The organism is Azospirillum thiophilum, from assembly GCF_001305595.1.
In the GTDB taxonomy this organism is placed as follows: domain Bacteria; phylum Pseudomonadota; class Alphaproteobacteria; order Azospirillales; family Azospirillaceae; genus Azospirillum; species Azospirillum thiophilum.
In genome coordinates this window covers 24,223-38,712 of sequence record NZ_CP012405.1, presented here as the reverse complement: position 1 = coordinate 38,712, position 14,490 = coordinate 24,223, and the positions used below count along the sequence as shown (strand labels likewise).

The following is a 14,490-nucleotide window of genomic DNA, read 5'->3' as shown; positions in this document are numbered from 1 at the left end:
AATCAGGCCGCGGACGGTTCCATTGCGCTTGCCAGGATGAAGACGCCCAGGGCAATGACGGCGATGCCGAGCAGCGCCGACGGGGCCAGGGCTTCGCCGAACAGCCACCAGCCGCCGATGGCGGCGCCGGCCATGCCGAACCCTGCCCAGACCGAATAGACGAGCGAGATGGGAAAACGCTGGAGGGACACGGACAACAGCCAGAAGGACAGGGCATAGCCGATGGCGACGATCACCATCGGGCCGATCCGCGTCATCCCCTCCGCGGCTTTCAGCGCGATCGTTGCGGTGATTTCCGCCAGGATCGCGAGGCCGAGAAGCCCATAGGCGCCGGCCGCGGTCATGCCGCCACCGAATTCGGCTGAACCGCATTCTCCTGAACCGCGGGGGCTTCGTCGAACATGCCGAGATCGTCGGCGAACTGGTCGAGAATCGAGAGGTTGGCAGGGGCCGACAGGCAGGCGGGCAGATAGTCCGAAAGCGTCGGTGGCAGGGAAAAGCTCTCCGCGGTCAGCCGCTCGTTGGCGAAGACGACGCCGAGCGTGCTGAACTGGTAATAGGCGCGCATCGCCCGCAGCATCGCCAGCTTGATCGGCTGGTCGAGGCCGAAGACCGCCTGGAAACGCGCCCGCAGCGTCTTCCAATCGCCATCGTCGAACCGGCTGTAGCAACGGGGACCGCCCTGAGGGTCGCACCGCTCGAACGCGGCGGCCAGACTGTTCCAGGTCGTGCGTTTCGCCTCGCCGGCCGAAAGATGATAGACGTCATGGGCCAGCGTCGGCTTGGCCAGAAGCCCGACCAGGACCTCGGCGGTCCAATCGACCGGAACCACGTCGATGCCGCCCGCCAGCTCGCCCGTCACCAGACGCAGCCGGTCGCCGGCACGGAACATCCAGAAGATGCTGCTGCTGGGGATGCAGCCGAGCGTCCGGTGCCCGGTGACGATCGACGGGCGCACCATCACGACGGGCAGGTCGGCAAACTCCTGCCGGAGCATCGCCTCGGCGGCGACCTTGGTGCGGGTATAGGGAACGAGATGCTGGGCCGCTTCGGCCGGCGCGTCGGATTCCGTGACCACGGGCGGCGGGTTTCCCCCGCAGATCATCGCGGTTCCGCCATAGAGGAAGCGCTGCAGATGCGGCATGCGCCGCGCCCGCATGGCGAGTGCCCGAGTGCCCTCGACATTGATCAGATGGCAAAGCTCCTGCGCACGGAAGGAGGTGTCGGCGGCGAGATGCAGGATGTGGGTCACGGCATCCAAAAGCCCGTCTTCGAGGCTTGCCGGATCGGTGATGTCGCCGACGACGATCTCGACCCGCCGAATGGCCTTGCGGGCAGCATCGGCACCCATGAAGCGGGTCAGATTCTCAAGAAGCCGGTTGCGGGCCTGCGGCTCCTCCTTGCCCCGCACAAGACAGACCCAATGCCAATCCGGACCGTGAGAGAGACCGTGAGCGAGAACGGCGCCGCCGATGAAGCCCGTCGCGCCGGTCAAAAGAACAGTTGTCATCTGTATCGAGCCCTTGAGGGTAAGGTGGCCGCACGCATCGCATCGCGGCGACGACGGCTTGCCGATCAACCTTCCACCGCTGTGTGCAGATTTCGTGGAGCTTCCATCAAGGCCGGGTCGGCCTGCCGGTTTCACCCCGCGGTTCCGCGTCTCTGCACAATCTCGACAATCGATGGATGGTTCCTCCACGACCGGATGGCACTTGGTTCGGGCACATTGCCCGGGGACATTCGATGGTTTCGCTTGCTCGACAAAATCTTGTGCATGAATGGAGGCGGTTCGCCGCGGCGATCCTGACGCTGGCCTTCTCCGGTCTGTTGATTCTGGTCCAGGTTGGCTTGCTGCTGGGCCAGCTCGACGCCTTCACCCTCCCGCTCACGCGGTCCAAGGCCGATTTGTGGATCACCGCCCCGAACATTCAGAGTTGGGACCAGTCGACCGTCGTTCCGGCCCGTGTCGAAGGTCTGTTCTGGTCGCACCCCGCCGTTCTGGATGTTCACGAGATGAGCCTCGGATACACGGACTGGCGGACCGGGGATGGCGCGCGGCAGAACGTCATGATCGTCGGCGTCAACATGCGGCCGGGCGCGCTCAGCGGGCTTGACGGCATGACGGAGGACACGCTGGCGGTCCTGTCGAATCCCGAGACGGTGCTGGTGGACCAGGCCGACGCGGGCAAGCTGGGGGCGACCATCGGCGGAACCGCGGAGATCGCCGGAAAGCGCGTGACGGTCGGCGGTTTCGTTCGCGGCTTCCGCAGCAACCTCATGCCTCTTGTCTTCACCTCGGCCGAGTCCCTCCGGCGGATCAACGCGGACTGGACCAGCAGCGGGCCGCCGTATTTCCTGCTGAAGCTCGATCCCCGCTTCGATGTCGAACAGGTTCGGCGCGAGTTGGAAGCCGCCGGTGGGGGACAGGCCTATGACGTCGCGACACCGGAGGAGTTGACCGCGAAGTCCGCTCTGTTCTGGCTGGAGGAATCCGGCGCAGGCACCTCGTTCGGCTTTTCCATGCTGCTGGCGCTTCTGGTCGGCGTCGGCGTGACGGGCCAGACCCTGCGCGGCGCGGTGATCGCCTCGCTGAAGGAATATGCGACGCTGCGCGCCCTCGGCGTCACGGTCGGCCAGCTGCGCGCCATCGTTCTCGAACAATCCCTGTGGGTCGCTCTTGTCGGCAACCTCCTGATGTTCGTCATCGCCGGCCTCCTCGGCGGGCTGGCCTGGTTCATGGGGATCCCGCTGGTGCTGACCTGGTGGCTCGGCGGCATCACCACCCTGTTCGTCACCGCCATCGCCTGTCTGTCGGGACTGGTCGCCCTGTCGGTGCTGTACCGCAGCGAACCGGCCGACCTGCTGCGATAGGAGAACAACGATGCTCGTTTCCTCGGACACGCCGGCGCTCTCCGCCCGGAACATTCATAAATCGTACCGAAACGGCGACAGCTCGATGGAAATCCTGAAGGGGATAGACCTGACGGCACAGTGCGGCGAACTGACCCTGCTGATGGGACCGTCCGGCTCCGGCAAATCCACGCTGATGGCCGTGCTGGCCGGCCTGTCGTGTCCCGACCGCGGCACGGTCAGCATTCTGGGCCAACCGATCGGCGATCTCGGCGAGGCCGACCTGACTGCCGTGCGCCTGCGGCATTGCGGCTTCATCTTCCAGAGTCCCAACCTCTTCGGCGCTCTCAGCGCCCTGGATCAGGTGCGGCTGGTTCTTCAGCTGACCGGCGCCCCGGCGGCGGACATCGACAGCCGCGCGTGGGAGAGCCTGAAGGAGGTCGGGTTGAGCGACCGTGCCCATCTCAAGCCATCGGCCATGTCCGGCGGCGAGAAGCAGCGGGTGGCCATCGCCCGTGCCCTGGTCAAGCAGCCGACCCTGCTGTTCGCCGATGAACCGACCTCCGCCCTGGATCGCACCAACGGCGATCTGGTGATCCGCATCCTGCGCAGGATTGCCCACAGCAATGGGGCGGCGGTCCTGTGTGTGACCCACGACAGCCGCCTGATCGGCCACGCCGACCGGATCGTCACCATCGATGACGGGCGGATCGTCAGCGACGAACGGCCCGACACCCATGACACCTTCCATCAACGGGACATTGAAAATGCCGCGTCCTAAGCGCCTGATGCTGAGCGGATTGGCGGTGATCGCCATTGGATCCTGCATCGGGCTGGCCGTCTCCACCGGAATGACGGATGAGCTGTCCGGCGCCGGTTCGGGAAACCAGGAGATTCTGTCGGTGGAGGCGCCGGTCGCTGCGGCCGGGCGCGGCCGGATCGACGTCGAAGGCGGCATGATCCAGATCGCCGCCCAGCGGGACGGCGTGATCTCGGCGATCTTCGTGTCGGAAGGCGCCGATGTGCGCGCCGGCGATCTGCTGGCGCGGCAGGACGACCGGGCGGCCCGCGCCGCGCTGGACGAAGCCCGTGCCGCACTGGCCGAAACGCAGGCCCGCGGCGCCGTTCTGCGGGTCCGTGCCGCCGCCGCCCGCCGTGAACACAACCGGCTCGACCGCCTGCGCCGGGACGGGGCCGAAGCGGTCAAGCTGGTCGACGAGGCTCAAAGCCGCCTGGAGGAGACCGAGGCGGACCTGAAGGCCCACGACGCGGCAATCCGCCTCGCCCAGGCGCGTCTGGCGACCGCCGAGATGGAGATCGCCCAGCGCGAGATCCGGGCGCCGGTCGATGGACGGATCGTCAGGCTTCAGGCCCGGCCGGGCAGCGGCGCGTCGACCCTCAGCGTCTCCACCCTGTTCACCCTGGTGCCCAACGAACGCTTCATCTTCCGCGTCGATGTCGAAGAGCGGCTGATGCGGCAGGTCCATCCCGGCCAGCCGGTGACGGTCACGCTGGACAGCACGCCCGAGCCGTTGTCCGGCGAGGTTCTGCGCATCGGCGAGATCCTCGGGCAGCGGAAGATCGACCCGAGCGATGCCACGCAGCGCGTCGACGAACGTGTGGTGGAGGTGGTGGTCGCCCTGTCGCCCCGCACCGGCCAACGCTTCCTGATCGGACAGCGCGGACTTGCGAAGTTCCTCACCGCCCGCCCACTCCCCGGCGATGCATCGCCGGAGACGCTGGCGCCCCAGGTCCCGAAGGAGTCCCGGGGATGACCGCCCGGTCGAAAACGCACCGCCGGACGGCGATCCTCGCTGCCGTCTGCGGTATCGCCCTGCTGACGGGGTGTTCGCTGGCCCCCCTCTATGAGCGGCCCACCGCGCCGATTCCCACCAGCTATCCGGTCAGCACCGCATCGCTGCCCAATCAGCCGGCACCGGGGAACGAGGCGGCATCCGCCATCCGCAGCACGGCCTGGTGCACGCAATTCCCCGATCCCGTGCTGCGCCGCCTTGTCGCGGCGGCGCTGGAGCACAACCGCGATCTGAAGCTGGTGGCGGCCCGGGTCGAGGAGGCGCGTGCCCTGCACGGAGTGCAGTCGGCGTCCCGCCTTCCCACCGTCGCCCTCGAAGGCACGACCACCCATCCGGCAAAAAACAACGAGTCCGCCCATCAGGCGGGAGTCACCCTGTCGGCTTACGAACTGGATTTCTTCGGCAAGGCCAAGAGCCTGTCCGATGCGGCCCTGCACGAGTATCTGGCGACGGAACAGGCGCAGAGGGCGGCGAGGATCAGCGTGGTCGCCGAGGTGATGAGGAGCTATGTGCTGGAGCGCGCGGCGGCGTCCCGTGTGGCCCTCGCGCGGCGCACCATCGCCTCGCGGAGGGCAGCCGTCGCGTTGCTGACGCGGCGCGTCGCGGCCGGTGTTTCCTCGCCTCTGGAACTGGAGCAGACCAGATCGCTGCTCGGTTCGGCCGATACCGACCTGATCGAGCAGCAGCTGGTTCATGCGCGCGCCGGACATACCCTGGCCCTGCTGACCGGGTACAGCGATGCGGAGATCACCAAGGACGCGCCGCCGTTCACCTCCCCCGCCTTCGGCGCGGGATGGGGGGTGACGCAGGCCGGTCTGCCTTCCGAACTGCTGACGGCGCGTGCCGACATCGTCGCGGCGGAACAGCGGCTACAGGCGGCCAACGCGCAGATCGGCGCCGCCCGCGCCGCCTTCTTTCCCTCGATCCGGCTGACGGCAATGGGAGGCGTTGCCTCCGGTGAACTGGGCAAGCTCTTCACCCCCGGCAGCGGTGCGTTGCAGTTCGTTCCGCAGGTGAGCCTGCCGATCTTCGACGGCGGGCGGAACCAAGCCAATCTGGATCTGGCGCGGGCACGCGAAAACTCGGCCGTCATCGAGTATGAACGGACCATTCAAACGGCCTTCCGCGAAGTGTCGGACGCGCTGGCCGGCCAGGCGTTCATGGATCGCGAAGTGTCGGCCCGGCGTGCGTTGCATGAGCTGGAGGCACGGCGTCGGACCATGACGATGAACCGGTATCTGGCCGGTACGGTCGGCTACCTGGAGGTTCTGGATGTCGAACGCAGCCTGTTCGCCGCCGACCAGGCGCTGCTGGACGCCAGACGGACACGGTTGGAAAACGCCGCCGCGCTCTATCGCGCTCTGGGCGGCTGCCCTGTGGTATCCCGATAAGTCCGGTCCGTCATTCTGCGGATGGCGAGACAGCCTCTGCAAGTTCTCCACGGAACGTCCATAAAGCGGCGCTACCATGAGCCTCGTGGCCAAAATCTGGAGTGGGAAATGAGTGTGCTGGTGTTGGTTGTGGAGGATGAGCCCGACGTCGCACGGATCATCACGGGGTATCTCGACCGTGAGGGGCTGCGGACGGTCCGTGCGGAGAACGGGCAGATCGCCCTCGATCTGCATCATCAGCTGCAGCCCGACATCGTGCTCCTCGACGTCAAGATCCCCAAGCTCGACGGCTACGAAGTTCTGGCGGCGATTCGACGTCGCGGCGATACCCCTGTCATCATGGTCACGGCGCTCGACGAGGATCTCGACAAGCTTCAGGCTTTGCGGATCGGTGCCGACGACTACATCGTCAAGCCGTTCAACCCGCTGGAGGTGGTTGCCAGGGTCAAGGCGGTCCTGCGTCGCGCGATGGGCCGGAGCGACATCGCGGTCCTGCGGGTCGGTCCGCTGGAAATCGACCTGACGGCCCATGCCGTCGCCGTCGAAGGTGACGACAGCCGGGTCCGCATCGACCTCACGGCGACCGAGTTCCGCATCCTGTCGCATATGGCGCGGCAGCCCACGCGCGTTTTCAGCCGCGCCGACCTGATAGACGCCTGCCTGCCGGAAGGCAACACGCTGGAACGGACGATCGATACACATGCCAGCAACATCCGGCGCAAGCTGCACGCGGCCGGAACCGACGATTTCTTCGAAAGCATCAGGGGCGTCGGCTATCGGCTGTCGACCATTCCATGAGGTCGGCCAAGTCATTGAACCGGCAGCTGGTTGCGTCCATGGCGGGCGTGACCGGGCTGGCGCTCATCATCATGTGCGCCGGGTCCATCCTGTTCTACGAGTTCATCTATTTCCGGTTCTGGGCACCCGAGGGGTTGGAGGGCATTTCCGAGCCGGACAGCATCTGGCCGACGACGCCGGAGTGGACCGCCTACCTCGTGCTGTGGGCTATCGGAATGGGAGGGGCGATCATCGCGGCGATTCGCTTCGCCCGCCGGCTCATCCAGCCGCTGGAGGCGGTCGCGACAGCGGCGCGGCGGGTTGCCGCCGGCGATCTGAGTGCGCGTGCCGCGCCGACGAAAGCGTCCTTCGCCGAAACCCGCCAGCTGATCGAGGATTTCAACCACATGGCCGGGCAGCTGGACCGGGCGGAAACGGAAATGCGGGCGTGGCATGCCGCGATCGCTCACGAGTTGCGCACGCCTTTGACCATTCTGCGCGGCCAGATCCAAGGGTACGTCGATGGCGTCTTCATCCCCGACACACCGTCGCTTCAGGGGCTCCTTGTCCAGGTCGAAGGGTTGAGCCGGATCGTCGACGATCTGAAGGTCCTGACCCTGGCGCAGAACGGCCGCCTTGAGCTGAGGCTGGAGACCATCGACCTTGCCCAGGAAGTCGCCTCGGTGGTGGCCGTCACCACGCCCATGTTGCGAATGGCCGGCGTGTCGGTCCATGTCGATCTGGGATCGGTGGTGATCCGCGGCGATGGCGCCCGCATCCGTCAGACCCTGACAGCCCTGCTCGACAACGTCCGGCGCTACGCCGCCCCTTGCGAGGTTCGCATCGAAACCCGTGTGACGCGCGACCATGCCATTCTGCGGGTCTGCGATCACGGCCCCGGCTTGCCGAAGGGGACGGAGACTCAGGTCTTCGACGCCTTCTGGCGGAGCGACGCGTCCCGTTCGCGGGAGAGCGGCGGCAGTGGTCTGGGGTTGGCGGTGGTGCAGGCCATCGCGCAGGCCCATGGCGGCGTCGCGGTCGCCATGGCGTCGGAGCCCCAGGGCGTGACGTTCGAAATCCGCTTGCCAAAGCTCTGACCATAAATCCCCAAGCATGCTGCCCGGCCATCGGCAGGTCCGATGTCGGATGACCTGCCTGCGCCCGTGCGCACCGCCTTGAGGTCAAGCACTCGCGGTCTGAGAAGACGTTGCGATGGCGCTCCTCTTTGCAGCGGCCGTCGTCGTTCAGCTCAGCACCAAGCTGGGCTGTTGCATGGAGGTGATGATGGCAAGAAATCGCCCCAGCCGGTCGTTGCTCAGGCGACGCGGACGGAGTTCGGGCGTCCAAGATCGAGCATGCGTTTGAGGACCGCGACGCCAACAATGACCTCGGTGGCTTGCGCCTGATCGGAGTGGAAGCGCAGCGTGTCGCCGAGGACGCCCTTCCAACGCGCCACTTGGCTCTCAACGCCAGCCCGCTTGTTGTAGCCACTGGTCCGCTGCCACGCCATCCGGCCCGTCTCCGTGATCGTCTGGATGTGGCGATCGCGTTGGGTCGGTGACGTGGTGGCGGTGTCGCTGAGCACGGCGTCGCGGCGGGGCGGGGCCACCACCGCGGCGTCGGGATGGCGTTCGTGGACCGACGCGCAGACCCCGGTCCGGTCATACGCGCCATCCCCAGTCACCGAGGCCACAGGCTGGGAGATCTGATCGAGCAAAGGGGCGACTTGGGAGGCGTCATCAACACCGCGGTCCGTCAGCGTGGCCGCGACAATCCGGCCGCTCGCGGCGTCCAGGCCGATGTGCAGCGCCCGCCAGGAGCGCCGCCTTTTGGTGCCGTGCTTCTCGATCAGCCATTCGCCCGGCCCCCCACAGCTTCAGCCCGGTGCTGTCCACCAGCAGGTGGAGGGGCCCGCCGGCCGACCGCGGTAATGACGCCAGCGTCACCGTCCGGGCGCGGCGGGCGAGGGTCGAGTGGTCCGGCACCGGCAGATCCAGGCCGAGCAGATGGAGGATGGAGGCGAGGAGCCCTTCGGTCTGGCGCAGCGCCAGACGAAACACCGCGCGCAGCATGAGCGCGGTGGTGATTGCCAGGTCCGAGTAGCTCGGCTGCCCGCCCGGCGTAGTCCGCAGCGCCGCCTTCCACTGCTCGATCGCCTCCTCGCTGACCCAGACCGTGAGGCTGCCGCGCTGACGCAAGGCGGCGTCGTACCGCGCCCAATTCGTCACTTTGCGCTTCGGCCGCGGAATGTGATGGCGACGAACGGCATTGGCTTTGTAGGGCATGGCGGGCGATCCAGGCGGAAACGAGGCCGAGGCCTACGACAACGCGCCCATCCGTGCAACAACGCGCCCCGGACGCTGAAATAGTCGAAACGCGGCGAGATCGGCGAGGTCGAGGCGAAGACGCCCGGCATGTATTGGAGCGCCTGCGTCGTCGTCTGGACGTTGCGGCCCTCCATCTCCTGCCGGCCGACGACGCCGACCGACTGCGGTGTCTCGAGAATGGTCGCGCCCGTCACGACCACCGGGTCGAGTGCGATGCCGCCGGAAACGGTGCCGCCGGACGCCGTCACGTCGTCATCGGCAAGGGCCGGCACCGCCCCCCCACATCGACGTGGCCCCCACCCCGAGACCGCCCAACCCGACGGCGAGCGCACCGGCTGCGACGCTGCGCAGCAGCCGTCCATGATCCTTCCCAGTCACCCCGAGACTCCTTATTGCGAATCAATCTCAATCTGCACTCTGAGTCGCACGCGGGGGCGGCAAGGGGCAATCGGGCAGGCTTTCGCTGAAGCGACTGCTTCTTTCGGAAAACCCCTGCCCGATTGCGACGGCGTCGGCCATCGGCCTCCGCCGTTGGAGGGCCACGTCGGCTCAGGCGAACCGACTGAACGTCTTAAGTCGATTTAAGCACGCGCAGGATGCAAAGGCCCGCAGTGCCTTCAGCCTCGCCGGGAGGCCGCGCCCAGCAGGGTGACCCGGCGGCGGCGCACCTCGACGCTCTGGCCCGGGGTGATCGGCAGGAACTCCTTCGGGCGCTCGTCGCTGCCGACGATCGCCCTGTAGGTGGCGGCGTTCGCCTCCCGCACGTCGTTGCCGCGGCGCACCTGATCCAGGAACTTGCCGCTTGGCATCATGACATACTCGATGTCGTTGATGCGCCGGCCGTCCTTCGACACCACCTTCTCGACACGGTCGAGGATGCCTTCCTCCACCAGGGAATCGACGGCCAGCGTCACCGTGCGCAGGGTGTCGCGCCGCCGGCTCCACTCGTTCATGCCGCTGTTGTTGATGATGTCGTCGGCCGACAAGGTCATCGGCGGCACGTCATGCGCCCCGTCGGGCGTGCGCGTCAGATCGAGGTCGCCGTATTCGATGGACAGTCGGTTGTAGAGCCAGCGCGCCACCGGGCTCTTCAGCCGCATGATCCACTGGTAGGAGATCGGCTTGAATTCCAGGTTGCGGATGGCCGAAGCCACCAGCGCGTTGAACTCCAGATAGGTGTCGTCCTCGTCACCTTCTCCGCCTTCGCCGGTGCGCGGCCGGATGTAGAGGGTCGGGAAGACCGAGGACTCCAGCACGGGCCGCGCCGATTTGCGGCCGTTCTCCGGCACCTTGCTGATGATCATGCGCGTGCGGGCCAGGATCTCCAGCGCCTCGCGGATCTCGGCGGTGTCCATCGTGCGGTTCACCGCACGCAGCTCCCGCCGGATCTCGTACAGCGAGAAATGGACGCGCACGCGGTCCTGCTTGTCCCCCATCAGCGACAGGCGCGAGCGGTCCATCGCCAGCCGGCGGACGACCTGCTCGACGATCTGCTCGCGCTCCGACGGGAACACCTCATACTCGACCATGCGCTTGTCGGCAGGGTCGTCGCCCGGTGCCGGCTTGGCCGGGCGGTAGATGCGGGCAGGCTGCAGCGTCAGAGTGAAGAGGGAGTCCTTGAAGGGAAACTCCTTGTGGACCGACTGGACGAACGCGTTGGCGGCCGGCAGCTCCGGCTCGGTCCCCCGGCCTTTCGACACGAAGACGAAGCGCGGCGCCGTGTCGTAAAGCGCGATCATATGGGACTGACTGCGGTCCTCCATCTCGAACAGCGTCAGCTGGACCGCATTCGCCTTGCTCATGGCTCATCCCTCCTCAGCCGACCGCCACGATAGGAGCGCGTGGCGGGCTGGCGCAACCGGTGGCGCGGACCGGGCACCGCCGCCTGTGTCCCATTTGGCCGCGGCTGTGTAGGAAATGCCCGCGCCTGTGTCCCGATTGCCCGCGCTTCGATCATGCCGCTGGCGGAGAGGGGGCGTCGGAGCGGCCATAGGCGCCCAACCGGCGCGAATCGGGGCCGCTGCGGCAAAGTGCGAGCATTCGGGACACAGACTCGGGAGCCGGCAGGGTGGTGCGGGGCGGCGCCGAAGCGCGGGCAAATGGGACAGCCCTTCGCCCCACCTCCCGCAACCGCGAGCATTCGGGACACAGCCATCCGCGGCAGGCCCATGGGCGTCGGACGAAACGCGGGCAAATGGGACAGCTTCGGTCACTGGAGACGGATGTGGCCACCGCGGCGGCGACAATCCGTCCTCCGAACCGCGGGCGACCGCCCCAAACGCGAGCAAACGGGACAGGGCTCCCGGAACGCCGGCGGCCTCTCCCCGCTCCAAGCGCGGGCAAACGGGATCGAATCCGATTCGCGGTGCCGGCGCGGGCAAAGAGGACACATCCGCGACCAGGACCGACACAGGCGCGGGCCGATGGGACACAGGCGCGGGTGAAGGGGACACAAGCGACTCGGTCCCCTTTGCCCGCGATTCGACGGGGGCGGCAGTCGGCGGAATCCTTCGCGCAAGTCCAAGCCGCCCCTTGCCGGCCATACGAGATTCCCGGAGCGTCCCATGCAGTCCCCCAAGCCATTTTCATCGCCACCGCCCGCCACCGCCAATCCCCCCGATGCCCGCACTCCCGATACCCGTCGCTGGGGCCGGATCCCCGCCTGGTGGCTCGACCAACCCGGCCTGGACGCCGACGGGTTCGCCGTGCTGGCGGCGCTCGCCACCTTCGCCGACGAGGACGGATTGTGCTGGCCGTCGCAATCGACGCTGGCCGCCAAGCTGAAGCGGTCGCGCCCCACCATCAACCGCATCATCCAGGGGCTGGGCGACCTCGGGCTGATCAGGGTCGAGCACCGCCGCGGCCGTGATGGCGCCCGCCTGTCCTGCCTCTACCGCCTGCGCTTCACTCCCCTCGACGAGGAGGGCACCCAGGCAGTCGCCACCACCGCAGTCACGGCGACCCCACGCCCTGTTCCCGCCGCCGACAGGGATGACTCGCAGACGCACACCCCCTGTCCGCCTCCGAGTCAGGAACAGGTCCATTTCAAACAGATTCCAGACTCGCTCGCCAAAGGCGGGCGCAAGGCGGCACGGGAGGTGCCCGCGGATTGGATGCCCAACGCCGACGACCTCGCCTGGGCCGCGGCGTGCCATGCCGGCATCGACCTCGGCCGCCATGTCGAGGGGTTCATCCTGCGCTGCCAGGCGCATGGCTACCGCTACCGCGACATCTCCGCCGCATGGCGGGCCTGGCTGTCGCAGGACGCGGCGGCCGGCAAGGCACCCGTCGACCGCAACCGTCAGTCCGCGGCCCTTGCTCCAGTTGCTAGCCGTCAGGAAGCCCCTCGCTTCGCCCGTCAGGCCATGCCGTCCGGTGCCTGTGCGACCGAACTGCGCCTGGGAGCCTGGGCCGCCGCCGCCGCCGAACTGCGCCATCGCGCCGCTGCTCGTGTCGATGCTCGCGCCGACGCGGCGCCGTCCTGGTCGTGAGGGCTCCGCAATGACCGCCAAGGCGACCGTGACCCCGCTGCCGCGTTCCCGCATCGCCGCCTTCGATCCCGGACTGCCGGCGACCGAACGGCAGGCTCACCTTGTGGCCATCCTGCCGCCGGCTTTACAGGACCTCCTGGCCCGCGGACGCACCGAACGGCGCCCGCGCTTCGGCGAGGACGGCTTCGACGGCATGATCGAGCTGTGGACGCCGCCGGACGGCGTCACGGCTGCCCAGGCTGCCCAGGCCCGTCAGGCGCTGGAGGAGTTTTCCGCCACCGTGCTGGCCCCGGTCGACGGCGACCATCTGCTGGGCCGGGTGCTGACCCTGCTGAGCCATTTCCCGGCCAAGGGGCTGACCGCCGAGGTCGAACGGATGATGGCGCTGGATTGGGCCGAGGATCTGGGCGAATACCCGGCCTGGACGGTGGATGCCGCCGCGCGCCTCTGGCGCCGGACCCGGAAATGGCGCCCGTCCATCGCCGAGATGCGCGCCCTGTGCGAGGAGATCTGCGCCCCTGAACGCGCGCTGGCCGACCGCCTGCAAGCGCTTGCAGCCGCCGCGCCGCGGCCGGACATGCGCCCAGGAAACATGCGCCCAGGAACTCTGCGGGCGATGACGTCCGGTGCGCTGCGCCGGATGGGATGACCGCGATGCCGTTACGTGCAGCCGCGCAGATCGCCGACCGTCCGGCAGCCAAGCAGGGCCATGGTCCGGTCCAGCTCGTCGCGCAGGATCGCCAGAGCATGCTCGGCCCCCGGCTGGCCGCCCGCCGCAAGGCCGAACAGCGGGGCGCGGCCGAGCAGCACCGCCGACGCCCCGGCGGCCAGCAGCTTGGCGGCGTCGCTGCCGCGGCGGACGCCGCTGTCGGCCAGCACGGTGAGCCGGTTCCCGACGCTGTCGGCGATCCGCGGCAGCACCGTCAATGGCGACGGCGCGCTGTCCAGGTTGCGGCCGCCATGGTTGGACACGACGATGGCATCGACCCCGGCCTCGGCCGCCCGGGTCGCGTCGGCCGGTGCCAGCAGGCCCTTGAGGATGATCCGGCCGGTCCAGCGCCGCCGCAGATCCGCGACGTCCTCCCAATTCACGCGGTCGCACAGCCGGATGCGGTCGTGCGTGCCGGCGTCGGTGATCCGGGTGCGGAATTCCGGCGGGTAATGGGCATAGCCCGGCCAGCCGCCGGCACGCAGCAGCCGCAGCAGCACGCCGTACAGCCAGGCGGGATGAAGCGCGACGTCGACGGCCCCGCGCAAGCTCGGGACGACCGGGACGCTGAAGCCGTTGCGCTGGTTGTACTCGCGCTTGGGCGATACCGCGGTGTCGACCGTCAGGATCAGCGTGTCCACGCCGCAGGCGGCGACACGGTCGAGCAGGGCATGGGTGAGGCTGCGGTCACGCCAGACATAGAGCTGGAACCACAGTTCTGCCCCCGCCTCGGCGATCGCCTCGATGCTGGTGATCGACTGGGTCGAGACGCAGAAGGGAATGCCGGCGGCGTGCGCCGCCCTGGCCAGCAGCACCTCGCCGTCATAGCGCACCAGACCGGCGGCGGCGGTGGGGGCGACGATGAAGGGCAGGGGGCGCTCGCGGCCGAACAGCGTCACGCCGACGCTGCGGTCATGGCCGTCGACCAGCACCCGCGGCATCAGTTCGCTGCCGTCGAAGGACTGGCGCAGGCGGCGCAGCGCCGTCTCGTCCTCGGTGCCGCGGTCGATGTAGTCGAACAGACCGCGCGGCAGATACCGCCGGGCCATCCGGCGCAGGTCGTCGATGTTCAGGCACGCCCGGCAGCGTGCCGTCCGGTAGCCTGTCATGGCGGCACCGCCTCCCGCGGCG

Annotated in this window: 13 protein-coding genes and 1 pseudogene; 8 read left to right on the top strand and 6 right to left on the bottom strand. The window is 68.2% G+C overall.

The annotated features are described in order from the left end of the window. Positions 1 to 2 precede the first annotated feature (2 nt). Both AL072_RS26165 and AL072_RS26160 read right to left on the bottom strand, forming a co-directional pair. Positions 3 to 344, bottom strand: a complete 342-nt coding sequence (locus AL072_RS26165) for a DMT family transporter (protein WP_045585747.1) — start codon at positions 342 to 344, stop codon at positions 3 to 5. Continuing rightward, positions 341 to 1,510 carry an SDR family oxidoreductase gene (locus AL072_RS26160; protein WP_082109383.1) on the bottom strand — a complete coding sequence of 390 codons (1,170 nt, stop codon included), beginning with the start codon at positions 1,508 to 1,510 and terminating at the stop codon, positions 341 to 343. Before AL072_RS26160 ends, AL072_RS26165 begins: the two co-directional genes overlap by 4 nt. A gap of 233 nt (positions 1,511 to 1,743) precedes the next feature. Between AL072_RS26160 and AL072_RS26155 the strand changes: the two genes are divergently transcribed. From AL072_RS26155 to AL072_RS26130, 6 genes are all read left to right on the top strand, one after another. After that, on the top strand, positions 1,744 to 2,871 hold the full coding sequence (locus tag AL072_RS26155) for an ABC transporter permease (protein ID WP_045585746.1): 1,128 nt from the start codon (positions 1,744 to 1,746) through the stop codon (positions 2,869 to 2,871). A 10-nt stretch (positions 2,872 to 2,881) separates the two neighbouring features. Beyond that, entirely contained in the window at positions 2,882 to 3,631 is a 750-nt protein-coding gene (locus tag AL072_RS26150; RefSeq protein WP_045585745.1) for an ABC transporter ATP-binding protein, read from the top strand. Continuing rightward, the gene (locus AL072_RS26145) at positions 3,618 to 4,625 is read left to right on the top strand and encodes an efflux RND transporter periplasmic adaptor subunit (RefSeq protein ID WP_082109382.1); all 1,008 of its coding nucleotides are present in this window, start codon (positions 3,618 to 3,620) and stop codon (positions 4,623 to 4,625) included. The genes AL072_RS26150 and AL072_RS26145 overlap by 14 nt, the downstream gene beginning before the upstream one ends. Next, positions 4,622 to 6,055 (top strand): efflux transporter outer membrane subunit, encoded by a 1,434-nt coding sequence (locus AL072_RS26140; RefSeq protein ID WP_045585744.1) that lies wholly within the window; start codon positions 4,622 to 4,624, stop codon positions 6,053 to 6,055. The genes AL072_RS26145 and AL072_RS26140 overlap by 4 nt, the downstream gene beginning before the upstream one ends. 108 nt (positions 6,056 to 6,163) lie before the next feature. Continuing rightward, positions 6,164 to 6,853, top strand: a complete 690-nt coding sequence (locus tag AL072_RS26135; protein WP_045585743.1) for a response regulator — start codon at positions 6,164 to 6,166, stop codon at positions 6,851 to 6,853. Between the two features lie 38 nt (positions 6,854 to 6,891). Beyond that, on the top strand, positions 6,892 to 7,929 hold the full coding sequence (locus AL072_RS26130) for an ATP-binding protein (protein ID WP_245637035.1): 1,038 nt from the start codon (positions 6,892 to 6,894) through the stop codon (positions 7,927 to 7,929). Between the two features lie 218 nt (positions 7,930 to 8,147). Here AL072_RS26130 and AL072_RS26125 read toward each other — a convergent pair. The 3 genes and pseudogenes from AL072_RS26125 to AL072_RS26120 form a co-directional block, all read right to left on the bottom strand. Continuing rightward, positions 8,148 to 9,117 (bottom strand): annotated as a pseudogene (locus tag AL072_RS26125) (IS5 family transposase). Beyond that, on the bottom strand, positions 9,057 to 9,431 hold the full coding sequence (locus AL072_RS33795) for a TonB-dependent receptor plug domain-containing protein (protein WP_045585739.1): 375 nt from the start codon (positions 9,429 to 9,431) through the stop codon (positions 9,057 to 9,059). The pseudogene AL072_RS26125 and the gene AL072_RS33795 overlap by 61 nt, the downstream one beginning before the upstream one ends. 345 nt (positions 9,432 to 9,776) lie before the next feature. Next, a complete protein-coding gene (locus AL072_RS26120) occupies positions 9,777 to 10,961 on the bottom strand; it encodes a hypothetical protein (protein ID WP_045585738.1) in 1,185 nt (394 codons plus the stop codon). Positions 10,962 to 11,723: 762 nt separating this feature from the next. On the opposite strand from AL072_RS26120, the gene AL072_RS26115 reads away from it, so the two are divergent. Further along, positions 11,724 to 12,650 carry a helix-turn-helix domain-containing protein gene (locus AL072_RS26115; protein ID WP_045585737.1) on the top strand — a complete coding sequence of 309 codons (927 nt, stop codon included), beginning with the start codon at positions 11,724 to 11,726 and terminating at the stop codon, positions 12,648 to 12,650. Between the two features lie 10 nt (positions 12,651 to 12,660). Further along, a complete protein-coding gene (locus AL072_RS26110; RefSeq protein WP_045585736.1) occupies positions 12,661 to 13,299 on the top strand; it encodes a hypothetical protein in 639 nt (212 codons plus the stop codon). 11 nt (positions 13,300 to 13,310) lie between these two features. On the opposite strand, the gene AL072_RS26105 is transcribed toward AL072_RS26110, so the two are convergent. Continuing rightward, positions 13,311 to 14,468, bottom strand: a complete 1,158-nt coding sequence (locus AL072_RS26105; RefSeq protein WP_045585735.1) for an alpha-hydroxy acid oxidase — start codon at positions 14,466 to 14,468, stop codon at positions 13,311 to 13,313. Positions 14,469 to 14,490 lie beyond the last annotated feature (22 nt).